Genomic DNA, 21,762 nt, shown 5'->3' with positions numbered 1-21,762 from the left:
TCAGCCCCGCCCTGGACAGGCAATGGGAACCGCCGGCGGCAGGCCACCCCGACACTTGAGCACCCGCCATTGCGCCGGTCGGGTGTCGATGGCTATGCGCAACGCGGCCGGCGACGGGTTGTGCGCGGCCTGCTGGGGTCGACAGGCGAACGCCAGGGCCTGACCGGTCTCGGCGGCCACCTGCAGGCGCCGCAGGGAGCGGTCGTCGGCCCGCTGCGGCCAGCACAGCACGGCGGCGCAACTGCCGGAGCGCAGGCATTGCTCGGCGGCCCACAACGCGTCGGCTGGCTCGGCGTCGACCTGGGCCAGCCAGCGCAGGTCGACGCCGGCCGCCTGCCAGGCCGGTGCATAGGGGATGAAAGGCGGTGCCACCAGCACCACCCGCCCCCCGTCGGCGCTCAGGCGCGCCAGGGAGGGCCACAACAGTTGCAGTTCACCGCAACCGGGGCTGGCCAGCAGCAGTTCGGTCAGTGCGGCGGCGGGCCAGCCACCATCGGGCAGGCGCTGATCGAGGGCGTCGTGACCGGTAGGCTGCAACCCGAGTGGGCGTGCCCGGACCTGCCGACCGCGCCACACCTGGCGCTGGTCGAGCAGCCTGTCGAGTTCGACCACCGCGCCCATCAGTCACGCCTCAAGAGGCCGCAGAACACGCCTTCGATGAAGAACTCATGCTCCGGCCCCACTTCGATCGGCGCATAGGCCGGGTTGCGCGGCACCAGCCGGTAGCCGCCAGGCTGGCGTTGCAGGCGCTTGATGGTGACTTCGCCGTCCAGGCGCGCCACCACGATTTCGCCATCGCGGGCATCGGCCTGCTGACGGATGCCCACCAGGTCGCCGTCGAAGATGCCATCGTCGACCATCGAGTCGCCGCGCACTTTCAGCAGGTAGTCCGGGGGGCGGCGGAACAGGCTGGGGTCGAGCAACAGTTGCTCGTGGATGTCCAGGTCCGGGCCTATAGGCGCGCCCGCCGCGACGCGACCCAGCACGGGCACTTCAAGGATTTCCGGGCGCCGCAGCGGCTCGGCCAGGCGAATACCCCGCGCCTGGTTCGGCGTGACGTCGATGTAGCCAGCCTGGCACAAGGCGGTGATGTGCTTGCGCGCCACGCTGCGCGAGGCGAAGCCGAAGCGTGTGGCGATATCGGCAAGGCTCGGCGGCTGGCCGTGATCGGCGATGCGTTCACGGATGAAGTCGAGGATTGCGCGGCGTTTGGGGGTCAAGTTGTCCATGGAGCACATTTGTACTCTTTTCGGAGCGCACTGAACAGCCCCCCTCGTCGCCAGGTTTGGTTATCATCCCCAGGCGTGTGTTTTTTCAATGCCTGGATGCCTGATGCTGACTGCCCTGCTGTTCGACCTCGATGGAACCCTTACCGACACCGACACCCTGCACTTGCAGGCCTTTCGCCAACTGCTGCGCGAACATGATGGCCGCGAGCTGACCCAGGCGCAGTTCGATGCCCAGGTCAGTGGCCGGGCCAATGGCGAGTTGTTTGCCGAGCTGTTCCCCAAGGCCAGTACGGTGCAGCGCCTGGCGCTGGCTGACCGCAAGGAGGCGCTGTTCCGCGAGTTGGCCCCGGCGCTTGAGCCCATGCCAGGGCTGTTGCGCCTGCTGGAGCATGCCCAGGCGCAAGGCATCGGCATGTGCGTGGTGACCAACGCCCCTAGGCTCAACGCCGAGCACATGCTCTCGGCCATGGGCCTGGGCGCGCGATTCGAGCATGTGCTGGTGGCTGAGGAATTGGCCCGACCCAAGCCAGACCCCCTGCCTTACCTCACCGGCCTGCAACGCCTTGGGGCAGAGGCCGGACAGGCACTTGCCTTCGAGGACTCGTTGCCGGGGGTGAAGGCGGCCAGCGGGGCCGGGATCTTCACCGTGGGGATTGCCACGACCCAGACGCCTGAGCGGTTGCTGGCGGCAGGTGCACAGTTGGTGGTCGCGGATTTCGCTGATTCGCGGCTGTGGGAGGTGGTCGAGCGGATGCAGGGGTGAGGGTTTGCTGGTGCATGACGCAAGCGGTGTAGCGCCTGGACGATCGAGCGCCGCCCGCGCGGCGCATCGCGAGCAAGGCTCGCTCCTACGTCTGTTGCGGACCAGGAACGTCAGTGACGGGCGCGCGCGACCGCCTGGTTTGTACGACCCCATATTGCGCCGTGCTCTAAAGCGTTCGCGCGCAAATCCCACAGGATTCATTGGCCCGAAACCGACGTAGGAGCGAGCCTTGCTCGCGATGCGCCGCGCGGGCGGCGCTCGATCGCCCAGGCGCTACACCACTTCCGGCATACGCCCAAAACGCCACCGGCCAACCACCATTCGTCGCCCTCTCGATTCCCCGGTCGAATCTCACCCCTCCCACACGACCATTACTGAATCCCCAAGCGCGGAGTCAGTATCATGAGCACCCCGGAACCGAAGCACGAAGTGGTCTCACGCAGTCAATGGCTGGCCGCCCGTCAGCAACTGTGGCTGCACGAAAAAGCCCTCACCCACCAACGCGACGAACTGGCTGCCGCCCGCCGCGCCCTGCCCTGGGTCAAGGTCGAGCAGCCCTATCGCTTCCAGGGACCCGACGGCGATCTGAGCCTGGCCAACCTGTTCGCTGGCCGCAGCCAGTTGCTGCTGTATCACTTCATGTTCGCCGAAGGCTGGAGCGAAGGTTGCCCAGGCTGTTCGTTCCTCGCCGACCACTTCGACGGCGCCAACCTGCACCTGGCGCACCACGATGTCTCGCTGGTCGCCGTCTCGCGGGCGCCTTACCCCCAGTTCCAGGCATTCCGCCAGCGCATGGGCTGGCGCTTCCCGTGGTACTCCTCCCACGGCAGCACGTTCAACGAAGACTTTGGCGTCAGTGTCGCCAGCCAGGGCCAACGCCAGTACAACTACGCGCCATACACCGGCAACGAAAGCGAATTGCCCGGCCTGAGCGCGTTCTTCCGCGACCACGACGGGACGGTCTTCCACACCTACTCCACCTATGCCCGCGGCCTCGACATCCTGGTCAACACCTACAATTTCCTCGATATCGCGCCCCTGGGCCGCAACGAGGGCGGCACCATGGACTGGGTACGCCACCACGACCGTTACGAACAGGCGCCAGCAGCACCGCATTGCTGCCATCAGTAGCACTACGCCCATGGCGGGCATTCGCCAGGAAAGCAGCCATACTTGAGGCCGTCCCCCGCCTCACAGGCCCGCCATGCCCAGTATCCGTCCGCGTACCGATATGCGTACCCTTGTGCTGGGCATGGTGCTGCTGGCCTGCCTGGCCACCTTGGGCAACACCCTCTACGTGGCCAATCGGGTCCAGCACGGCACCCTGATACAGCTTTCCCTACGGGCCAACCAGGCCCACGCCAGCAAGGTAGCGTCCAGCATCGCCGAGTTTCTGCGCTCGCCCCACAGCCACCTGCGCTACAGCGCTCGAAAACTGGCCACAGGCCTGAACGATACAGCCCTGCTGCAAAGCGAAGCGCACCGCCTGCAAGCGCAGGACAAGGACTTCAACTCGATCGTCATGGTTAACCCCGATAGCCAGGTACTGATGGCCTACCCCGACATCCGCCAGATCGCCAGCCGCCGCCAGCGCTCGCCGGAAATCCATCCGCCAGGCCTTGCTGACGTGCGATCAACTGTTGCGGGATAAATTCGGTCGTTTGCGCCAGGGAGCGCAGAGCGATGCGCTCACCGGCCTGGCCAACCGACGGGCGCTGCACCATACCCTCGACGCCCTGATGCAAGGCACACGCCCGTTCGCCGTGCTGGCGCTGGATATCGATCATTTCAAACGGGTCAACGATACCTTTGGCCATGACGCAGGCGACGAAGTGCTCAAACACCTCGCCGCTTTGCTGCGCCAGCAGTCACGCCAGCAAGACCTGCCTTGCCGGGTGGCTGGCGAGGAGTTCACCCTGCTGCTGCCCGACACCGGCCATGCCGATGCACGGCGCATCGCCGGGCGAATTCGTGAGGCGGTCGAACAAGCTGATACCGCCCATGTTGGCCGACTCACGTTGTCCATTGGCGTGGTCTGCCGGCAGACCGATAGCGATCAAGCCGAGACGCTGCTCAAGCAGGCGGACGAGCAGCTCTACAAGGCCAAGCAGAATGGCCGCAACCGTGTGGAAGTGCTGGGCTTCAGCCCCGCACACCCAACATCCCCCGCTCAACGATGAAGTCGATCACCGCCTGCAGGCCTTCGCCTTTCTTCAGGTTGCTGAAGGTCCAGGGGCGCTCGGGGCGCATACGCTGGGTATCGCGCTCCATCACCTCCAGCGAAGCGCCGACATAGGGCGCAAGGTCGGTCTTGTTGATCACCAGGAAGTCGGACTTGGTGATGCCAGGGCCTCCCTTGCGCGGAATCTTCTCGCCTTCAGCCACGTCGATCACGTAGATGGTCAGGTCGGCCAATTCAGGGCTGAAGGTGGCGCTGAGGTTGTCGCCGCCGCTTTCCACGAAGATCACTTCGAGGTTGCCGAACTTGCGCGCCAGGGCTTCCACCGCCGCGAGGTTCATCGAAGCGTCCTCACGAATGGCGGTATGGGGGCAGCCGCCGGTTTCCACGCCGACGATGCGCTCAGGTTCCAAGGCGCCGGCCTCGGTAAGGATGCGTTGGTCTTCCTTGGTATAGATGTCGTTGGTGACCACGGCGATCTGATAGTGATCGCGCATGGCCTTGCACAGGGCTTCGAGCAAGGCGGTCTTGCCCGAGCCGACCGGGCCGCCGACACCGACGCGCAGGGGTTGCTGATAGTTTTGCATGCAGGCAGTCCTCAAGAACGGAACAAACGGGTGTATTGGGTTTCATGGCGCGACGAAGCGATAGCCAGCAGCGGCAGGCCGCCACCGAGCTGATCGTCGTCCAGCGCCAAGGCATGGTCGAGCACGCCGGGCAGCGCTTGGCCCAGGTCGCGCAGCAGTGTCTGGGCCGCTTGTTGGCCGAAGGGCACCAGCTTCACGCCTGCCATCACGGCGCCTTCCAGCCAGGCAAAACCATGGCCCAGGGCCAACTGGCGTAGCGGGATCGACCAGTGGGCGCCGAGCCAGGCCATGCCGCCGAGCTGGCTGAGTTCCAGGCTGGCGCGCCAGGCCGGGTCCTGGCCCAATTGCCAGCCGTCGAGCATGCGCGCCAGGGCCGAGCCGCGCTGCTGTTCTTCCAGGCGCAGCTCGGCGGTTTCGCGGTTGGCCAGCAGGAACCGGCTCCAGCGGCCGAACGCCTCGGCATCATCGGCCTGGCTGGCCCGGTACAAGCGCGCCAGCAGCGGCCAGTCGAGGTGGCCGAGGGTGTCGTGCAACTGCTCTCGTTGCCAGGCACTGAAGCTGGCGATGTCGCGCACCCAACCTGCCTCGACAGCCCACTCCAGACCTTGCGAATAGGTGAACCCGCCTACTGGCAGGCCGGGGCTGGCCAGCTGCAGCAGGCGTAGCAGTGCCAGGTCGCTGTTCATCAACCGGCCAGCACCAAGGCGGCGCCGGCCAGCAGGCCACCGCCGAAGGCCTTCTGCAGGCCGCTATGGCGGCGCAGCAGGCAACCGACGGCGAACCCGACCACCAGCAGCAGGCCGCTGACGGTGACGAAGCCTGCACTGAACAGCCAGAAGGCACTAGGGGTAGCTTCCACACCGTGGGCCCAGCCGTGGAACAGCGCGAACACCGGCATGAGCAGAGCCAACACCAGCTGGCGGCTGGGCAGCAACAACGCGCCAGCGGCAACCAGCAGCGAGACGGTAATCAGGGTTTCCATGCCTAACACGTCACCGAACACGTGACCGCAGATGGCGCCACCGAACATCGCCGCCAAGGTGGCCAGCGGCAGTGTCAGGTTGCGGCGGGTCAGCGCAGCAAGCACGCCGGTACCTAGCAGCATCAGCAAGTGGTCAAGGCCAGTCAGCGGGTGAAGCAGACCGTCCTGCAACGGATTGGCATCGTGGCCAGGGTGGGCGAAGGCTGGCAAGGCCACCATCAGCAAGGCAAAGGCGATCGTTTTTTTCATGGTTGACTCCGTGTACTCAAGAATGGGCTGGCATGCGCACGAACGGGTGATCGTGGCCATGGCTGTGGCTATGCGGCGCACTCTGGTAGGCGCCGGCCTCGGGTTCGAAAGGGGCCTGTTCGGCTTCCACCGTCAGGCCCAGGCCGCGCAGCATGTCGTCCAGCACATGGTCGTGCTGAAAACGCAGCAGGCCCGGTTCGATCTGCAGCGGCACATGACGGTTGCCCAGGTGATACGCGGCACGGGCCAGCAGGTGTGGATCAGCGCAACGCACCGTCGACACCGCTTCCGGGGCAGCCAGCACACGTATCACCTGACTGCCTTGGGCATCGGCCAACAACTCGCCGCCACGCAGCAGGTGGCCACGTTCGAGCATCAGGCCAGCCTCGCGACCGTCGTCGAGCGTGACGCGCAAGCGGCTCTTGATTCGGCTGTCCACATCCAGGGTGACAGTGCCGGTAACAGTGTCGGATGCAGGGATCCGGCGGGTCAGGACAATCATGCTTGCTCCTTCAGAACAGGAAATAACGCTGAGCCAGCGGCAATTCGGTGGCTGGCTCGCACACCAGCAGCTCGCCATCGGCACGCACCTGATAGGTTTGCGAATCGACTTCGATCACCGGTTGCAGGGTGTTGTGCACCATGTCGGCCTTGCGCACCCGGCGGCAGCCGTGGGCCACCCCTATCAGGCTGCGCAGGCCCAGCTCCTCGGCCAGACCGCGGTCCATGGCGGCCTGGGGCAGGAAGGTCATGCGCGTGGCATGCCGGGCAGCGCCCAGGGCGCCGAACATCGGACGGTAGTGCACCGGCTGCGGCGTCGGGATCGAGCCGTTGATGTCGCCCATCGGTGCAGTGGCGATCATGCCGCCCTTGATCACCAGGGCCGGCTTCACGGCGAAGAAGGCTGGTGCCCACAACACCAGGTCGGCCAGCTTGCCCACTTCCACCGAGCCGACTTCATGGGCGATACCATGGGTCAGCGCCGGGTTGATGGTGTACTTGGCGATGTAGCGCTTGACCCGGAAGTTGTCGCTGTAGGCGGTATCCGGGGCCAGCGGTCCACGGCGCAATTTCATCTGGTGCGCGACCTGCCAGGTGCGCAGCACCACTTCGCCGACCCGGCCCATGGCCTGGGAGTCGGACGAGGTCATGGCAAAGGCGCCCATGTCGTGGAGAATGTCTTCGGCGGCAATGGTTTCACGGCGGATGCGCGACTCGGCGAAAGCCACGTCTTCGGCAATGCTAGGGTCCAGGTGGTGGCAGACCATGAGCATGTCCAGGTGCTCATCGACCGTGTTGACCGTGTAAGGCAGCGTCGGATTGGTCGAGGATGGCAGCACATTGGCCTGGCCTGCCGCACGGATGATGTCCGGGGCATGACCGCCCCCGGCACCTTCGGTGTGGAAGGTGTGGATGGTGCGGTCACCGATGGCGGCCAGGGTGTCCTCGATGCAGCCGGATTCGTTGAGCGTATCGGTATGAATGGCCACCTGGATGTCCATTTCTTCCGCCACGCCCAGGCAGCAGTCGATGGCCGCGGGTGTCGACCCCCAGTCCTCGTGCAGCTTCAGGCCCACCGCTCCCGCGGCGATCTGCTCGCGCAAGGCTTCAGGTTGCGAGGCGTTGCCCTTGCCCAGCAGGCCGATGTTGATCGGCAGGCAATCGGCGGCCTGGAGCATGCGCGCCAGGTACCACGGACCTGGGGTGCAGGTAGTGGCGTTGGTGCCGGTAGCCGGCCCGGTGCCGCCACCGACGAAGGTGGTGACGCCGCTGGTCAGCGCCTCCTCCACCTGCTGCGGGCAGATGAAGTGGATATGCGAATCGATGCCCCCGGCGGTGACGATCTTGCCTTCGGCGGCGATCACTTCGGTGCCTGGCCCGACCGGCACGGTCACGCCAGGCTGCACATCGGGGTTACCGGCCTTGCCGATGACGGCGATGCGGCCATGCTTGACGCCGATGTCGGCCTTGACGATGCCCCAGTGGTCGATGATCAGCGCGTTGGTCAGCACCAGGTCCATGGCCTCGGCCGCCAGCATCTGGCCTTGCCCCATGCCGTCGCGGATGACCTTGCCACCTCCGAACTTGACCTCTTCGCCATAGAGGGTGAAGTCCTTCTCCACCTCTACCCACAGCGCGGTGTCGGCAAGGCGCACGCGATCGCCGACAGTGGGGCCGAACATGTCGGCGTAGGCTCGACGGGAAATACGGCTCATGCCTGGCCCTCCAGTGCGCCCATTATCTTGCCCTGGAAGCCGTAGACTTCCCGCTTGCCGGCGTAGGCCACCAGTTGCACGGTGCGTGACTGGCCGGGCTCGAAGCGCACGGCGGTGCCGGCGGGGATGTCCAGGCGAAAGCCGCGTGTAGGTTCACGTTCGAACACCAGCGCGTCGTTGACTTCGTAGAAGTGGTAGTGCGAGCCGACTTGCACCGGCCGGTCGCCATGGTTGGCCACGCTGACGCTGACAGTGGCGCGGCCGACGTTGAGCTCGATGTCGCCATCGGCGACCTGGATTTCTCCGGGAATCATGGGTGGCTCCTCAGACGATGGGGTCATGCACGGTCACCAGCTTGGTGCCGTCCGGGAAGGTGGCTTCGACCTGCACGTCGTGGAGCATCTCGGCGACGCCTTCCATGACCTGCTCGCGACTCAACACTTCGCGGCCCAGGCTCATCAGCTCGGCCACAGTCCGGCCATCGCGGGCACCTTCGAGCACCGCGGCGCTGATCAATGCCACCGCTTCCGGGTAATTCAGCTTCAAGCCGCGGGCCAGGCGCCGCTCCGCCAATAGCGCGGCGGTGAACAGCAGCAGTTTGTCTTTCTCTCTCGGGGTCAGTTCCATGGCGCGTTCTCAGGTAGCCCAAATGCGCGGCGGACATGCCGGCAGGCCGAGAACGGCCGGCCGCAGCACATGCCAGAGGCGCTGCAGGGTGCGTTGCAGATGTTGGTTGTCGTGATCGAGCAGACGGATCACCAGCAGTTGCCCCAGCAGCGTGGCGCCAGCGGGGTTGCCCAGTGCTTCGAGCAAAGACCGCACCTGCTCCAGCAGCGCCTGGTCGGCGGGCGCGGCGCAGAAGGTGGCCAGCAGCGGGTGGTCAGCGACCTTGTCCAGGCGCCCGCCTTCGATACGCAGGCGCTCGTGCAGCCCCGGGTCACCGGGCATGTCGATGCGCAGTCGGCTATCCAGGGCGCCTTGCTCGAAGCGTTCGTTCATCACTGGCCGCCCCAGGCAGAGGGTTTCCCAGGCCAGTAGCCGGGCACCAGGCTCCAGGGTGAAACAGCTGTCGAGGCTCGCTCGGGCACCGCAGAAGAAGATGCTGTCCTGAGGCAGCCATTCCAGCGTGCTGCCCGGCTGCAGGTGAAAGCGCTGACGTAATCGGGCGGTAGGGCCGATGCTGCGGTAGAACTTGCTGGCGCCGGGCATGGTCAGCAGCGCGTGACTGCCTGGTTCCAGATGAATGTCCAGTTCCAGGCGGTCGCCAGCAACGATGCCGCCGGGTGGGTGCAGCACATAGACGTGACACGGTGCACCTTCCGGGTAGAACGGTCGCTGCACCAAAAGAGGACCAAAATGATGGCGCGCACCAAGACGGGTCACGCCGGCGCGTTCGACAAAGCGCAACTGCAAGTGCGCGCTCCAGCCAGCATCCTGTTCGGTATGTTCGATCTGCTCCGCGAGCGACATCCTGCGGCCCCTGATATCCGTGGCCTGACGGCCGTTGTGAGGGTTTGGCGCGGCGCCGCTGAGCATTGCCTGCCTGACCACTCGATCAAATTCGATGGCTGGATATAGCAGGTTGCGGGCCAACTACGCAGGTGAAGGAAAATGAAACGTGTGTGGCGACTGCTCTGGCATCGGGCACACAGGGCTATGGCGCACAAACGAGGGGCGGTACAGAGCCCCGTTTTGGGCCATGGCGGTGGAAGTGGCGTGGGTTCGGACGGGATCGTTTGGTGGCCCCTGGTTTTACCTGGGGTGAAGAGTTGGCGGGGGGGCAAGAAAGCTTTGCCCCCAACCCTGGAATTTCCCACGGAAACTGCGCCTACTCCACCGCTTCGTAGGGCAGCCCGACGTAGTTTTCGGCGATGTTCACCAGACCAGCCGGCGAGGTCAGGAAGTACTCGCGATCGGCCTCCTGCATCTTCTGGTCCCAGGCATCCTTGTGGTCGCCGAAGTCATGCAGCAACTGAGTCATGAACCAGCTGAAGCGCTCGCCCTTCCACACCCGGCGCAGCGCCAGTGGCGAATACTGCGCCAGCAGGTCGGTGCGGCCCTCGCGGTACACCTTGACCAGGATACGGAACAGGTAGTTGACGTCGGAAGCGGCCAGGTTCAAGCCCTTGGCGCCGGTGGGCGGGACGATGTGCGCGGCATCGCCAACCAGGAACAGGTGCCCGTATTGCATGGGCTCGACCACCAGGCTGCGCAGCGGAGCGATGCTTTTCTCCAGTGCAGGGCCGGTGACCAGACGTTCGGCAACGTCATCAGGCAGGCGCGCCTTGAGCTCCTCCCAGAAGCGCTCGTCGGACCATTCCTCCACGCGATCTTCCAGTGGAACCTGCAAATAATAGCGGCTGCGGGTGTGGGAACGCTGGCTGCACAGCACGAAGCCGCGTTCATGGTGGGCATAGATCAGTTCATGGTTCACCGGCGGGGTGTCGGCCAGCATACCCAGCCAGCCAAAGGGGTAGACCCGTTCGTAATGCTTGAGCACACCTTCAGGAATGCTCTGTCGCGACACACCGTGGAAACCGTCGCAGCCAGCGATGTAGTCGCAGTCCAGGCGATAGGTTTGGCCGTCTTTCTCGTAGGTCAGGTAAGGGCGTTCACCCTTGAGTTCGTGGGGCTGGACGTTGCTGGCGGAATAGATGGTCAGTGCGCCGCTGGCCTTGCGGGCCTCCATGAGGTCGCGGGTCACTTCGGTCTGGCCGTACACCATGACGGTCTTGCCACCTGTCAGGGCCTTGAGGTCCAGGCGTTGGCGACGCCCGCCAACCAGCAGCTCGACGCCTTCGTGAACCAACCCTTCGCAGTCCATGCGGGCGGCCACACCGGCTTCGCGCAGCAGGTCGACCGTGCCCTGTTCGAGGACGCCTGCACGGATCCGGCCCAACACGTATTCAGGGGTCTGGCGTTCGACGATGACCGTGTCGATGCCAGCGTTATGCAGCAACTGGCCAAGCAGCAGGCCGGACGGACCTGCGCCGATGATTGCAACCTGAGTGTTCATTGTTCTTGTCTCTTGTCTGGCGATGCCAGCCCACGACTGGCAGTGGCTGGGCATCTGCTGTTAGGGTTTGCCCCTGCATTTTTACTGGCAATGCACCGCTAAAAAGTGTGCTATCCAATATAAAAACTGCACTTTTGCAAAAAGCGTTCGATTAACGGACAGGAACAAGAACAATGAAATCCACCCTCCCCGGCGTCCCGCTGTTCCAGTTGTATGGCGAAAACCAAGCCTGGCCCGCCACCGACTTGCTGCATTGCGAGACCATCCCGGTGCGCAGCCGCCTGCACCATTGGGAAATCAAGCCGCACCAACATGCCGAGTTGTTCCAGTTGCTCTACGTGCAGCGGGGTCGGGCCGAGGTGGAGATCGAGGGCCGGCACAGCGAAATCCGCGAGGCCGCGATCCAGGTCGTGCCGCCACTGACGGTGCATGGCTTTCGCTTTAGCGCGGACATTCAAGGGCATGTGGTGACGTTCGGCGCAGCCCTGGTAGCCGATCTGGAACAGCGCTTGGGCACGCCGCTGCGGGTGCTTTCGACACCGGCCTGCTACCCGTTGGGCAAGGATCGTCAGCACCTGCGCACGCTGATCGACACCTTGCAGCAGGAATACCAGGGCAGTGCCCCGGCGCGGTCGACCATGCTCCAGGCGTTGGTCACCGCACTGGTGGTGTGGATCAGCCGTCGCCAGCAACAAGGTTTGGCACCACGCAACCGCGATGAACGCGACCGCCTGTTGCTGGGCCAGTACCTGCGCCTGGTCGAGGCTCATTACCGCGAACACCTGTCGGTGGAGGACTTCGCCGCGCACCTGAATATTTCCAGCCTGCAACTGAACCAGCTATGCCGCGAGCTCAGCGGCCAGACGGCCTTGCAGGTCGTCCATCAGCGCCTGCTGCTGGAGGCCCGGCGCAACCTGATCTACACGCGTATGAGCATCAGCCAACTGTCGGACAGCCTGGGGTTCAGCGACCCCACCTACTTTGCACGGTTCTTCAAACGGCTGACCGGCCAGACGCCCAATGCATTCAGGCGTTCGGCTTCGCACGCGCCCGCTTGACGTATACGTCAACCTGCCATTAGGTTAGCCACATACCATCCTGCGAGCCCGAGCATGAGCAGCCAGACCTACAGCATTTCCGACCTGTCCCGCGAGCTGGACATCACCACCCGCGCTATCCGCTTCTATGAGGAACAGGGCCTGCTGAGCCCAGAGCGCCGCGGCCTGGAGCGAATCTATTCGGCGCGCGACAAGGTCAGCCTCAAGCTCATCCTGCGCGGCAAGCGTATCGGTTTCTCGCTGGCCGAATGCCGTGAATTGATCGAGCTATACGACCCCACCAGCGGCAACCTCAAGCAGCTCAACAGCATGCTGGCGAAAATCGCCGAGCGCCGTGCGCAGCTGGAACAGCAGATGCTCGATATCCACCAGATGCAACTGGAACTGGACACCGCCCAGGAGCGCTGCGAACAAGCCCTGGCTGCCACCTTGAACAAGAACGACAACCGTTGATCCGCCACAGGAACCCTGCCATGTCCTTGCCCAAACACGTTCGCCTGGTCGAAGTCGGCCCGCGCGACGGCCTGCAGAACGAAGCCCAACCTATCAGTGTTGCCGACAAGGTGCGCCTGGTGGACGACCTCACCGAAGCCGGGCTGAGCTACATCGAAGTCGGCAGTTTCGTTTCGCCCAAATGGGTACCGCAGATGGCCGGTTCCGCCGAGGTGTTCGCCGGTATTCGTCAGCGCCCAGGCGTTACCTATGCCGCCCTGGCACCCAACCTGCGCGGGTTCGAAGACGCATTGGCGGCCGGTGTGAAGGAGGTCGCGGTATTTGCCGCCGCCTCCGAGGCCTTCTCGCAGCGCAACATCAATTGCTCGATCAGTGAAAGCCTCACGCGCTTCGAACCGATCATGGACGCGGCACGCAGCCACGGCGTGCGTGTTCGCGGCTATGTGTCGTGCGTGCTCGGTTGCCCTTATGAAGGCAAGGTCAGCGCCGAACAGGTCGCACCGGTCGCCCGTGCCCTGCATGACATGGGCTGCTACGAGGTGTCGCTGGGCGACACCATTGGCACCGGAACCGCCGGCGATACCCGGCGCCTGTTCGAGGTGGTGTCGAAACAGGTGCCACGCGAGCAACTGGCCGGGCATTTCCACGACACCTATGGGCAAGCCCTGGCCAACGTCTATGCCAGCCTGCTGGAGGGTATCAACGTGTTCGACAGCTCGGTCGCAGGCCTTGGGGGCTGTCCCTACGCCAAGGGCGCCACCGGCAATATCGCCACGGAGGACGTGCTTTACCTGTTGCAGGGGCTGGGCATCGACAGCGGTATCGATTTGGACCGACTGATTGCAGCCGGTCAGCGTATCAGTACCGTGCTGGGCCGAGCCAATGGTTCACGGGTGGCGCGGGCGCGCACTGCGGGCTAGTTCACACGGCTGTCACATTTGTGTGGGTGGAGTGTTACCGCCCCCACAAAAACCAGCAAAAAATCGGGTAACAGGGAAACAAATCGACAAAATCTCAGGTCACCCGCCACACGCCCAGAATGCCAACCTATTGATTTTAAAGGATTTTGAAAAGTTGGCACGCCACCTGCTATATCTTTGGCATAACAAGAACAAAAACGTGATACCCAATAAAAACAACAGATAACGGCTCTGACATAAAAAAAACAACACGGCAGAGGCGTAGCAAGCAGATTTTTTTGGAGTAGATACGCTTTTGAGGGGTTCGCCCCGCGGTCTGACACAGAACAATAAAACTACCTTCAGGTAGAGACGGTCAGGACCGGACCAGCCCTGGTGAAAGCAGATCAGCGCTCAAAAAAATACGTTTGCTCTTGACCCCGGATGGGGGTCGGCCGCAGTACCAAGACAGGCTAACAAAAACAACAAATGGTCGGTCTTCAATAATAAAAAAGAGCAAGCAACAACGCTTTGAGGGGAGCTCCGGCTCCCCTCAGTGCTTCCTGCCTTCGCCCTCCTCCTGCTTCGCCTCCTCATGCCCTTCGACCTTTTCCACCACCTTGGGCATCGTGCCCAGCACCAGTAGCGCCATCACCGTGCTTACCAGCGCCGTCACTTCTCGCCCCATGCCTGCCGCCGTGCCGATGGCAGCGGTCATCCAGAGTCCGGCAGCGGTGGTCAACCCCTTCACATGGCTGGTGTCCTGCCCATTGCCCTTGAGAATGGTGCCCGCCCCCAGAAAACCAATGCCCGCGACGATGCCCTGGATCACCCGGCTCAAGGCTTGCTCATCCGCCCCGGCCATCGCTGGCGCCAGGACAAACAGCGCGGCCCCAAGCGACACCAACATATGGGTGCGCACACCTGCCGATTTACCCTTGTGCTCACGCTCGAACCCCAGCACCGCCCCCAGCAATGCCGCCATCAGCAAACGCAGCAGAATCCGCGTCACCTCGCCTTCGTCGGTCACATCGGCAAATTCGGACTCAATGGCCAGCACCACAGGTCGCCACCAAGGTTCCATAACCGCCTCCCGCATCAGGCCACTCACATGAACGGTGGACCGCGCTGTGTGCCAGGAGTGCCGCCTACCGGCTGGCGAGCAACACGCCTGGCCATCTGATACGGTTTTTATTGCAAAACCTGAGTCTGTGCTGAAAACAGTTTGACGGCGATAGTGCAGCAACCCTGATGCAGGCCTGATGAGCACAGAACCATGAGCGAACGCATTCCCTTCGTCGAGATCGCTGCCCCGCGAAGCACCGCCAAACCCGTCGACAGCGGCATCCATACCCGCAGCTTCAAAGGTCTGTACCGCAACCTGCGAATCGTCTTCGCCGGCAGTCTGTTCGTGTTGTTCTTCGGTACCGCCTGGCTCGACTGGAACGGGCGCCAGGCCGTGCTGTGGGATCTGTCCAACAGCAAGTTCCACATCTTTGGCGCCACCTTCTGGCCACAGGACTTCATCTTGCTTTCGGCAGTTCTGATCATCTGTGCCTTCGGCCTCTTCGCCATCACCGTATACGCCGGCCGGGTGTGGTGTGGCTACAGTTGCCCACAGAGCACCTGGACCTGGCTGTTCATGTGGTGCGAAAAGGTCACCGAAGGCGACCGCAACCAGCGCATCAAACTCGCCACTGCGCCCTGGAGCCTGGCGAAGGCGGCCCGCCGTACACTCAAACACAGCTTGTGGATGGCGATCGGTGTACTAACCGGCCTCACCTTCGTGGGCTACTTCACGCCGATCCGCCCCTTGGCGGCTGAGCTGTTCACCCTGCAACTGGGGGGGACGGCACTGTTCTGGGTGCTGTTCTTCACTGCCGCCACCTACATCAACGCCGGCTGGCTGCGCGAGGCGGTGTGCCTGCACATGTGCCCGTACGCGCGCTTCCAGAGCGTGATGTTCGACAAGGACACCCTGGCCGTGGCCTATGACCCACGCCGAGGCGAGGCACGCGGGGCACGCAAGAAGGGCGCCGAGGCCCGCGCCCAGGGCCTGGGCGATTGCATCGACTGCACGCTGTGCATGCAGGTCTGCCCCACCGGCATCGACATCCGCGACGGCTTGCAGATGGCCTGTATCGGCTGCGCCGCCTGTATCGATGCCTGCGATGGCGTGATGGACAAGATGGGCTACCCACGTGGCCTGATCGGCTATAAGTCCGAACACAGCCTGCAAGGCGGCACCACCCACTGGCTGCGCCCACGTCTGTTAGGCTATGCCTGCGCCCTGGTGGTAATGCTCGGCGCCTTGGTGGTGGCCTTGCAGGTGCGCCCGATGGTGTCGCTGGACGTGATCAAGGACCGCGGCCTGTTCCGGGAGAATGCCCTGGGCCAGATCGAGAACATCTACCTGCTGAAAATCATCAACAAGACCGAACAGACACAGCGCTATCGGCTGCGCCTGGACGACGCCGAAGGCTTTGCCTTGCAAGGCCCGGACGAACTGATCGTGCCAGCCGGGGAAATGAGCGAAGTGCCGGTATCGGTCGCCCTGCTCGCCGAGCGCCCGACCAGCAGCTCGCAGGCGCTGAGTTTCGTGGTTCAGGACAGCGACGAGCCCGAGGTGCGGAGCGTGGCCCAGAGCCGCTTCGTGGCACCGATGAACCGCTGATCCCTTACACTGCCCATTCACCTTGCCCGCCAGGCCACGACAAACAGCCACGATGAAACGCTACGAACGATTTGCCGACGACATCGCCGAACTGATCCGCACCGGGGTGCTCGGCCCAGGCCAGCGCGTACCTTCGGTGCGCTATGCCAGCCAGACCCATGGGGTCAGTCCGTCCACGGTGTTCCAGGCCTATTACCTGCTTGAGCGACGCGGCTTGATTCGTGCCCGGCCGCGCTCAGGCTATTTCGTCAACGCTCACGCACCGCGCCCGTTCAGCGAGCCGCAAACGCTACAGCCGCTCAGCGAATCCACCGAGGTAGATGTCAGCGCCCTGGTGTTCTCGATCCTCGAGTCGATCAAGGACCCCAACACCGTGCCGTTCGGCTCGGCGTTCCCCAGCCCCGAACTGTTCCCCTTGCAGCGCCTGTCGCGCTCGCTGGCCAGCGCCAGCCGCACGATGGACCCGCGCATGGTGGTGACCGACCTTTCGCCTGGCAACCCGCAGTTGCGGCGGCAGATCGCACTGCGCTACATGGTCGGCGGCCTGATGCTGCCCATGGAAGAGCTGTTGATCACCAATGGCGCACTCGAAGCGCTGAACCTGTGCCTGCAAGCCGTCACCGAACCCGGTGACCTGGTAGCCATCGAAGCCCCTGCCTTCTATGCCTGCCTGCAGGTACTGGAGCGACTCAAGCTCAAGGCGGTGGAAATTCCCGTTCAGCCACGCGAAGGCATGGACCTCGGCGTGTTGGCACAAACGTTGGACAAGCACCCGATCAAGGCTGTGTGGTGCATGACCAACTTCCAGAACCCCATGGGCGCCAGCATGCCCGAGGCCAAGAAGCAGGCATTGGTCGAACTGTTGCGCCGCCACCAGGTGCCGCTGATCGAAGACGATGTCTATGCCGAACTGTACTACGCCCAGCAAGCCCCCAAGCCGGCCAAGGCGTTCGACACCGAAGGCCTGGTGATGCACTGCGGCTCCTTCGCCAAGAGCCTGGCACCCGGTTACCGGATCGGCTGGGTCGCAGCCGGGCGATTCGCCCAGAAAATCGAACGCTTGAAGTTAATGACCTCGCTATGCGCCTCGATGCCCGCCCAGGCCGCCATTGCCGATTACCTGCAGCACGGTGGCTACGACCGCCACCTGCGCAAGCTGCGCTATGCCCTCGAAGGCCAGCAGGCCAACATGCTGGCGGCCATCGCCCGGTATTTCCCGGCGCAGACACGGGTCAGCCAGCCTTCCGGGGGCTACTTCCTGTGGCTGGAACTGCCCGAGCAGATGGACGCGCTGAAGCTGTTCCACATGGCGCTGGCCCAAGGCATCAGTATCGCCCCGGGGCCGATCTTCTCGCCGACCCGACGCTTCGGCAATTGCATTCGCCTGAACTACGGCAGCCCTTGGCATGATGGCGCCGAGCAGGCCATGGAGACACTGGGCCGCATCGTGCGATCCTTCTAGCCGCCACCATGACGGGCAGGCTACAGTGGGGCCATGCCCCACTGTCGGACGACCGCATGCCCTCTCGCGAATTGCTCCATTTGCGCCAGCAACTCGACGCACTGCAACAGCGCACCAGCCAACTCGAAGCCACGCTGGCGCAGCAACAGACGCTCGGTGATGGTCTCTATCGCTTCCTGTTCGACACCATGGACGAAGGCTTCTGCATCATCGAGTTCTTCGATGGCCCCCATGGCCCACTGAGCGACTATGTGCATGTGCTGGCCAATGCCGCCTACACCAAGCACGCCGGCATCCCCAACGTTGTGGGGCAAAAGCTTCGCCAGATGGTCCCCGACGAGGCCGATGACTGGGTGGAGCGCTACGGCGCGGTGCTGCGCACCGGCGAACCGCTGCACTTCGAGCAGGAACTGGTCGCCACCGGCCGTGTACTTTCGGTCACCACCTTTCGTGTCGAGCCCCCCGAGAAACGTCAGGTCGCGGTGCTGTTCAAGGATGTCACCGAACGCCGCAAGGCCGAGCTTGCCCTGCAGCGGCTAAACGAGGAACTCGAGCAACGGGTTAGCGAAGCACTGGCCGAACGCCGGCTATTTGCCGAGTTGATCGAGCACAGCGTGGTCAATGTGCATGTGGTCGACACCGACATGCGCTGGTTGGCCGTCAACCGGCAGGCCAAGGAAGACTTCCACAAACTGTATGGGCACACGCCGCAAGTCGGTGCGTCCATGCCGGCCCTGATGGGCGATGCCGATGACGACCGCGCGCGGTTCCTGCCAATGTGGCGTCGGGCCCTGGCAGGCGAGCGCTTCCTCGAAATGAGCGTCTTCGGCAGCGAGCACTACGTGCGCCACTTCGAGCTGCACTTCAACGCCTTGCGCGACCATGACGGCACGATCCAGGGCGCTTACCTGTTCGCCTACGACGTCACCGAGCGTTTCCAGGAGCAGCAACGGCGGCTAAAGGCCGAAGAAGCCTTGCGCCAGGCACAGAAAATGGAGGCCGTGGGACAGCTCAGCGGCGGTATCGCCCATGATTTCAACAACCTGCTCGGCGGCATACTTGGCGCCCAGGACCTGATGCGCCAGCGCCTGGCCCGGGAGCAGTACGACGACCTGCACCGCTTGCTCGACCTTTCCAACAGCTCGGCCAAGCGCGCCTCATCGCTGGTGCACCGCCTGCTGGCCTTCTCCCGCCAGCAAACCCTGCAACCACGTTCCACCCACATCACCGCGCTCGTGCATGACATGGAGGAATTGGTGCGCCGCTCCATCGGGCCATCGATTGAGTTGAGCAGTCGGTTCCATTCGCCCCTGTGGCCGGTGTTCATCGATCCACCTCAGCTGGAAAGTGCCCTGCTGAACCTGTGCATCAACGCTCGCGATGCGCTGCCTGCTGGTGGCACCATCGTCATCGAGGGCGAGAATCGGGTGCTGGATGCCGACCAGGCACGTGCAGTGGAGCTGCCTTCCGGTGAATATGTGTGCCTGACCATCTCGGACAACGGCCGTGGGATGACGCCGGAGGTGATGGCAAGGGCGGTGGATCCGTTCTTCACCACCAAGCCGATGGGCCAAGGGACGGGGCTGGGGTTGTCGATGACCTACGGTTTCGTGCGCCAGTCCGGCGGGCAAATGCGCCTGCGCTCGACCCTCGGCGAGGGCACCGAGGTAGCACTCTACTTGCCTCGCCATTACGAGCAGCCGGTTGCTTGCAGTGTCGAATCGGCAAGCAATCCGACAGCGTCCACACACCCGAGCGGCCAGCGAATCCTCCTGGTAGAGGACCAAGTGGCGCTGCGCATGGTGGTCAGCGAGGTGCTGGAAGAGCTGGGGTACCAGGTCGAGGCATTCGAAAACGGCCTGGCGGCACTGGATCATCTACAAAATGGCGAACGGCCCGACCTGCTGCTCAGCGACATTGGCCTGCCCGGCGGGATCAATGGTCGCCAATTGGCCGAGCGCTGCCGGGCCCGCTACCCGGACCTGAGCGTGCTGTTCATCACCGGTTACGACGAGAGTGCGGCGCTTAGCGAGGGGCAACTGCTCCAGGGCACGCGCGTTCTGACCAAGCCCTTCGAACTCGGAGCACTGGCTGACCAGGTGCGCCAGTTGCTCGACAATGGGCAGAAGTGACGGCGGGCTTAGCGCCCACCGCCGAGGTCGATGAAACTGCCGGTGGAATAGGACGCCCTGTCCGATAGCAGCCAGAGAATCGCCTCGGCGACTTCCTCGGGGTACCCCCCGCGCCCCATGGGCAGGCCCGGTTCGAGCTTGCTCACCCGCCCCGGGTCGCCGGACAGGGCATGGAAACCGGTGTGGATGTAGCCGGGCCGCACACCGTTGACGCGCACGCCCTCGCCCGCCACCTCTTTGGCCAGGCCGAGGGTGAAGGTATCGAGCGCCCCTTTGGATGCGGCATAGTCGACGTATTCGTTAGGAGAACCCAGGCGCGCCGCCACCGATGAGACATTGACGATGGCGCCGCCCTGACCGCCGTGGCGTCGGGACATACGCCGCAGCGCGTGCTTGGCGCATAGCATCGGCCCGACCACATTGGTTTTCATCACCTTGAGCAGGCGAAACTCCGACATGTCCTCGACCCGGCTTTGCTGGGCGATGGTGCCGGCATTGTTGACCAGCGCGGTGACCGGACCGAGATCGTGGTCGACCCGCTGGAACAACTGGATCACCTCATCCTCGACGCTGGCATCGGCACGCACGGCAATGGCGTCGGCGCCCAACGCCCGGACCTGGGCCAGAACGCTCTCGGCAGCCTGATCATCGGCGTGGTAATTGATACAGATACGGTAACCCTGCTTTGCCGCCAACAATGCCGTTGCGGCGCCGATGCCACGGCTGGCACCGGTGATGACGATAACGTTGTCCATGTCACTGCCAATCGCTTGGTTGGGAGTCACCGACAATAGGGGAAAAGCCTGCGCATGGGAATGCCTTGGGCACCGGCGCTTTTTCAGTAATCGAAGCGATCGACCGCACGCCGCCGTTCGTTGTCATCCCGCCGATCATAGCTGGCAGTGGTCTGGATGTTGGCATGGTGCGCAAGCTTCTGGGCAATCGACAGGTCGTGCTCTTCGATCACCCGGGTGATGAACGCACGGCGAAAATCATGGGGCATGATCTTGACCCCCACCTGGGCACCGCGTTGGCGAGCGATGTAGTAGATCGCATGCTTGGTGATGCGCGCGCGGGTGATGTGGTTGCCACGGCGGATACGGTTGAACAGGAACGGGTCGTCCGCAGCCCCCTCGGGCAACGCCTGGCGACGAAGGTCGAGCCAGGCCTGAAGCTTTTCGAAGGCCCAGGCTGGCGCGTACTTGACCAACTGCCGATTACCCTTGCCCACCACCTGCAAGCTGCGTTCGATGAAATCGACCTGTGTCAGGTCGATGTCCACCGACTCGGACTTGCGCATGCCGGTGCCATACAACAGCGCAATGATCGCCGCGTCACGCACGCCTTGTGGGCGTGGGTCGGCTGCACAGACGTCCATCAGTTCGCGAATCAGACTGCGTCGCAGGTTGCGCCCCGGTGGCAGACGGCTGCCGGTGTCTGGCTTGACTTCGCGGATTCGAAGCAGCCGCTCATGCTCGATCAGCCCCTGGCGCCAGGCTTCGTTCATCACCCCGCGCACCGCATTGACGTACAACGACGAACTGTTCGGCGCGTAACCGTCCGACCGCAACGCGGCCACCAGACCGATGACATGCCCAGGCTCGAGCTGGTGCCAGGGTACATCGACGATATCGTAATCGACGAAACCAAGCCGGTCGGCGGCATCCTGGAGAATGTAGCGCATCGTCTGTTGGCTGGAGGGCGCCAGCCGGGCCAGGTACTGCAGCAGCGGGTTTTGCGTGAGGTCGGACAAAACGTGATCCTGTAGCGAAGCCCAGGGCGGCGTGACGCCACGCCAGGCGTGAAGCGAATCAATGCCATCACCTTGATATTCAAGGGGTTTGACGGTGGCACGGCCCATGA

General features: G+C 63.8%; 24 protein-coding genes. 10 read left to right on the top strand and 14 right to left on the bottom strand.

All coding sequences use genetic code 11. The features are described 5' to 3' along the window. Positions 1–621, bottom strand: a complete 621-nt coding sequence (gene imuA / locus VXM67_RS13040; protein WP_023380377.1) for a translesion DNA synthesis-associated protein ImuA — start codon at positions 619–621, stop codon at positions 1–3. Next, positions 621–1,238, bottom strand: a complete 618-nt coding sequence (gene lexA / locus VXM67_RS13035) for a transcriptional repressor LexA (protein ID WP_027907615.1) — start codon at positions 1,236–1,238, stop codon at positions 621–623. Before lexA ends, imuA begins: the two co-directional genes overlap by 1 nt. Before the next feature lie 94 nt (positions 1,239–1,332). On the opposite strand from lexA, the gene VXM67_RS13030 reads away from it, so the two are divergent. The 4 genes from VXM67_RS13030 to VXM67_RS13015 all read left to right on the top strand — a co-directional run bounded on the left by VXM67_RS13030 (position 1,333) and on the right by VXM67_RS13015 (position 4,172). Further along, positions 1,333–1,992, top strand: a complete 660-nt coding sequence (locus VXM67_RS13030; protein WP_023380375.1) for an HAD family phosphatase — start codon at positions 1,333–1,335, stop codon at positions 1,990–1,992. Between the two features lie 402 nt (positions 1,993–2,394). Further along, positions 2,395–3,123 (top strand): thioredoxin family protein, encoded by a 729-nt coding sequence (locus tag VXM67_RS13025; protein WP_023380374.1) that lies wholly within the window; start codon positions 2,395–2,397, stop codon positions 3,121–3,123. A gap of 73 nt (positions 3,124–3,196) precedes the next feature. Beyond that, complete coding sequence (locus tag VXM67_RS13020; RefSeq protein ID WP_367237055.1) at positions 3,197–3,643, top strand: hypothetical protein; 447 nt, start codon at positions 3,197–3,199, stop codon at positions 3,641–3,643. Next, a complete protein-coding gene (locus VXM67_RS13015; RefSeq protein ID WP_238546549.1) occupies positions 3,633–4,172 on the top strand; it encodes a GGDEF domain-containing protein in 540 nt (179 codons plus the stop codon). Before VXM67_RS13020 ends, VXM67_RS13015 begins: the two co-directional genes overlap by 11 nt. Here the strand turns inward: VXM67_RS13015 and ureG are convergent. The 9 genes from ureG to pobA all read right to left on the bottom strand — a co-directional run bounded on the left by ureG (position 4,135) and on the right by pobA (position 11,221). Beyond that, complete coding sequence (ureG, locus tag VXM67_RS13010) at positions 4,135–4,758, bottom strand: urease accessory protein UreG (protein WP_023380373.1); 624 nt, start codon at positions 4,756–4,758, stop codon at positions 4,135–4,137. The two genes, VXM67_RS13015 and ureG, sit on opposite strands and share 38 nt — an antisense overlap. Positions 4,759–4,769: 11 nt before the next feature. After that, positions 4,770–5,444, bottom strand: a complete 675-nt coding sequence (locus VXM67_RS13005; protein WP_023380372.1) for an urease accessory protein UreF — start codon at positions 5,442–5,444, stop codon at positions 4,770–4,772. After that, positions 5,444–5,989 (bottom strand): HupE/UreJ family protein, encoded by a 546-nt coding sequence (locus tag VXM67_RS13000; protein WP_023380371.1) that lies wholly within the window; start codon positions 5,987–5,989, stop codon positions 5,444–5,446. The genes VXM67_RS13005 and VXM67_RS13000 overlap by 1 nt, the downstream gene beginning before the upstream one ends. 16 nt (positions 5,990–6,005) lie before the next feature. Beyond that, positions 6,006–6,491 (bottom strand): urease accessory protein UreE, encoded by a 486-nt coding sequence (ureE, locus tag VXM67_RS12995; RefSeq protein ID WP_023380370.1) that lies wholly within the window; start codon positions 6,489–6,491, stop codon positions 6,006–6,008. Positions 6,492–6,501: 10 nt separating this feature from the next. Continuing rightward, entirely contained in the window at positions 6,502–8,205 is a 1,704-nt protein-coding gene (gene ureC, locus VXM67_RS12990) for an urease subunit alpha (RefSeq protein ID WP_023380369.1), read from the bottom strand. Next, positions 8,202–8,519, bottom strand: a complete 318-nt coding sequence (locus VXM67_RS12985) for an urease subunit beta (RefSeq protein ID WP_023380368.1) — start codon at positions 8,517–8,519, stop codon at positions 8,202–8,204. The genes ureC and VXM67_RS12985 overlap by 4 nt, the downstream gene beginning before the upstream one ends. A gap of 10 nt (positions 8,520–8,529) precedes the next feature. Beyond that, positions 8,530–8,832, bottom strand: a complete 303-nt coding sequence (locus VXM67_RS12980; RefSeq protein WP_023380367.1) for an urease subunit gamma — start codon at positions 8,830–8,832, stop codon at positions 8,530–8,532. A 9-nt stretch (positions 8,833–8,841) separates the two neighbouring features. Continuing rightward, positions 8,842–9,675 (bottom strand): urease accessory protein UreD, encoded by an 834-nt coding sequence (locus tag VXM67_RS12975; protein WP_367237054.1) that lies wholly within the window; start codon positions 9,673–9,675, stop codon positions 8,842–8,844. 358 nt (positions 9,676–10,033) lie between these two features. Further along, the gene (gene pobA / locus VXM67_RS12970; protein WP_023380364.1) at positions 10,034–11,221 is read right to left on the bottom strand and encodes a 4-hydroxybenzoate 3-monooxygenase; all 1,188 of its coding nucleotides are present in this window, start codon (positions 11,219–11,221) and stop codon (positions 10,034–10,036) included. Between the two features lie 173 nt (positions 11,222–11,394). On the opposite strand from pobA, the gene VXM67_RS12965 reads away from it, so the two are divergent. From VXM67_RS12965 to VXM67_RS12955, 3 genes are read left to right on the top strand one after another with little or no spacing between them, the layout of a single operon-like run. After that, the gene (locus tag VXM67_RS12965) at positions 11,395–12,279 is read left to right on the top strand and encodes a helix-turn-helix domain-containing protein (RefSeq protein WP_023380363.1); all 885 of its coding nucleotides are present in this window, start codon (positions 11,395–11,397) and stop codon (positions 12,277–12,279) included. Between the two features lie 54 nt (positions 12,280–12,333). Continuing rightward, the gene (locus VXM67_RS12960; RefSeq protein WP_023380362.1) at positions 12,334–12,732 is read left to right on the top strand and encodes a MerR family DNA-binding transcriptional regulator; all 399 of its coding nucleotides are present in this window, start codon (positions 12,334–12,336) and stop codon (positions 12,730–12,732) included. 20 nt (positions 12,733–12,752) lie between these two features. Beyond that, positions 12,753–13,652: a hydroxymethylglutaryl-CoA lyase gene (locus tag VXM67_RS12955; RefSeq protein WP_023380361.1), complete on the top strand. Its 900-nt coding sequence runs from the start codon at positions 12,753–12,755 to the stop codon at positions 13,650–13,652. A gap of 532 nt (positions 13,653–14,184) precedes the next feature. Here VXM67_RS12955 and VXM67_RS12950 read toward each other — a convergent pair. Further along, on the bottom strand, positions 14,185–14,715 hold the full coding sequence (locus VXM67_RS12950; protein WP_023380360.1) for an MgtC/SapB family protein: 531 nt from the start codon (positions 14,713–14,715) through the stop codon (positions 14,185–14,187). Positions 14,716–14,907: 192 nt separating this feature from the next. Here VXM67_RS12950 and ccoG point away from each other — a divergent pair, with 192 nt between their 5' ends. The 3 genes from ccoG to VXM67_RS12935 are packed head-to-tail and all read left to right on the top strand — an operon-like array spanning position 14,908 to position 19,899. Then, positions 14,908–16,305 (top strand): cytochrome c oxidase accessory protein CcoG, encoded by a 1,398-nt coding sequence (ccoG, locus tag VXM67_RS12945; protein ID WP_186599142.1) that lies wholly within the window; start codon positions 14,908–14,910, stop codon positions 16,303–16,305. Between the two features lie 52 nt (positions 16,306–16,357). Next, on the top strand, positions 16,358–17,767 hold the full coding sequence (gene mapR, locus VXM67_RS12940) for a GntR family transcriptional regulator MpaR (protein ID WP_023380358.1): 1,410 nt from the start codon (positions 16,358–16,360) through the stop codon (positions 17,765–17,767). A 56-nt stretch (positions 17,768–17,823) separates the two neighbouring features. After that, complete coding sequence (locus VXM67_RS12935; RefSeq protein WP_023380357.1) at positions 17,824–19,899, top strand: PAS domain-containing protein; 2,076 nt, start codon at positions 17,824–17,826, stop codon at positions 19,897–19,899. A gap of 8 nt (positions 19,900–19,907) precedes the next feature. On the opposite strand, the gene VXM67_RS12930 is transcribed toward VXM67_RS12935, so the two are convergent. Beyond that, complete coding sequence (locus VXM67_RS12930; RefSeq protein WP_023380356.1) at positions 19,908–20,654, bottom strand: SDR family oxidoreductase; 747 nt, start codon at positions 20,652–20,654, stop codon at positions 19,908–19,910. An 83-nt stretch (positions 20,655–20,737) separates the two neighbouring features. Further along, positions 20,738–21,652 (bottom strand): tyrosine-type recombinase/integrase, encoded by a 915-nt coding sequence (xerC, locus tag VXM67_RS12925; RefSeq protein WP_023380355.1) that lies wholly within the window; start codon positions 21,650–21,652, stop codon positions 20,738–20,740. Positions 21,653–21,762: the final 110 nt, after the last annotated feature.

This window comes from Pseudomonas sp. Rh2, assembly GCF_040762985.1.
In the GTDB taxonomy this organism is placed as follows: Bacteria; Pseudomonadota; Gammaproteobacteria; order Pseudomonadales; family Pseudomonadaceae; genus Aquipseudomonas; species Aquipseudomonas taiwanensis.
The sequence above is the reverse complement of the archived record's forward strand: the minus strand, read 5'-3'. Positions and strand labels throughout refer to the sequence as shown.

Bases quoted from the DNA above. Each gene is read 5' to 3' on its own strand.
- imuA (WP_023380377.1), bottom strand. From the start codon at position 621: ATGGGCGCGGTGGTCGAACTCGACAGGCTGCTCGACCAGCGCCAGGTG.
- lexA (WP_027907615.1), bottom strand. From the start codon at position 1,238: ATGTGCTCCATGGACAACTTGACCCCCAAACGCCGCGCAATCCTCGAC.
- VXM67_RS13030 (WP_023380375.1), top strand. From the start codon at position 1,333: ATGCTGACTGCCCTGCTGTTCGACCTCGATGGAACCCTTACCGACACC.
- VXM67_RS13025 (WP_023380374.1), top strand. From the start codon at position 2,395: ATGAGCACCCCGGAACCGAAGCACGAAGTGGTCTCACGCAGTCAATGG.
- VXM67_RS13020 (WP_367237055.1), top strand. From the start codon at position 3,197: ATGCCCAGTATCCGTCCGCGTACCGATATGCGTACCCTTGTGCTGGGC.
- ureG (WP_023380373.1), bottom strand. From the start codon at position 4,758: ATGCAAAACTATCAGCAACCCCTGCGCGTCGGTGTCGGCGGCCCGGTC.
- VXM67_RS13005 (WP_023380372.1), bottom strand. From the start codon at position 5,444: ATGAACAGCGACCTGGCACTGCTACGCCTGCTGCAGCTGGCCAGCCCC.
- VXM67_RS13000 (WP_023380371.1), bottom strand. From the start codon at position 5,989: ATGAAAAAAACGATCGCCTTTGCCTTGCTGATGGTGGCCTTGCCAGCC.
- ureE (WP_023380370.1), bottom strand. From the start codon at position 6,491: ATGATTGTCCTGACCCGCCGGATCCCTGCATCCGACACTGTTACCGGC.
- ureC (WP_023380369.1), bottom strand. From the start codon at position 8,205: ATGAGCCGTATTTCCCGTCGAGCCTACGCCGACATGTTCGGCCCCACT.
- VXM67_RS12985 (WP_023380368.1), bottom strand. From the start codon at position 8,519: ATGATTCCCGGAGAAATCCAGGTCGCCGATGGCGACATCGAGCTCAAC.
- VXM67_RS12980 (WP_023380367.1), bottom strand. From the start codon at position 8,832: ATGGAACTGACCCCGAGAGAGAAAGACAAACTGCTGCTGTTCACCGCC.
- VXM67_RS12975 (WP_367237054.1), bottom strand. From the start codon at position 9,675: ATGTCGCTCGCGGAGCAGATCGAACATACCGAACAGGATGCTGGCTGG.
- pobA (WP_023380364.1), bottom strand. From the start codon at position 11,221: ATGAACACTCAGGTTGCAATCATCGGCGCAGGTCCGTCCGGCCTGCTG.
- VXM67_RS12965 (WP_023380363.1), top strand. From the start codon at position 11,395: ATGAAATCCACCCTCCCCGGCGTCCCGCTGTTCCAGTTGTATGGCGAA.
- VXM67_RS12960 (WP_023380362.1), top strand. From the start codon at position 12,334: ATGAGCAGCCAGACCTACAGCATTTCCGACCTGTCCCGCGAGCTGGAC.
- VXM67_RS12955 (WP_023380361.1), top strand. From the start codon at position 12,753: ATGTCCTTGCCCAAACACGTTCGCCTGGTCGAAGTCGGCCCGCGCGAC.
- VXM67_RS12950 (WP_023380360.1), bottom strand. From the start codon at position 14,715: ATGGAACCTTGGTGGCGACCTGTGGTGCTGGCCATTGAGTCCGAATTT.
- ccoG (WP_186599142.1), top strand. From the start codon at position 14,908: ATGAGCGAACGCATTCCCTTCGTCGAGATCGCTGCCCCGCGAAGCACC.
- mapR (WP_023380358.1), top strand. From the start codon at position 16,358: ATGAAACGCTACGAACGATTTGCCGACGACATCGCCGAACTGATCCGC.
- VXM67_RS12935 (WP_023380357.1), top strand. From the start codon at position 17,824: ATGCCCTCTCGCGAATTGCTCCATTTGCGCCAGCAACTCGACGCACTG.
- VXM67_RS12930 (WP_023380356.1), bottom strand. From the start codon at position 20,654: ATGGACAACGTTATCGTCATCACCGGTGCCAGCCGTGGCATCGGCGCC.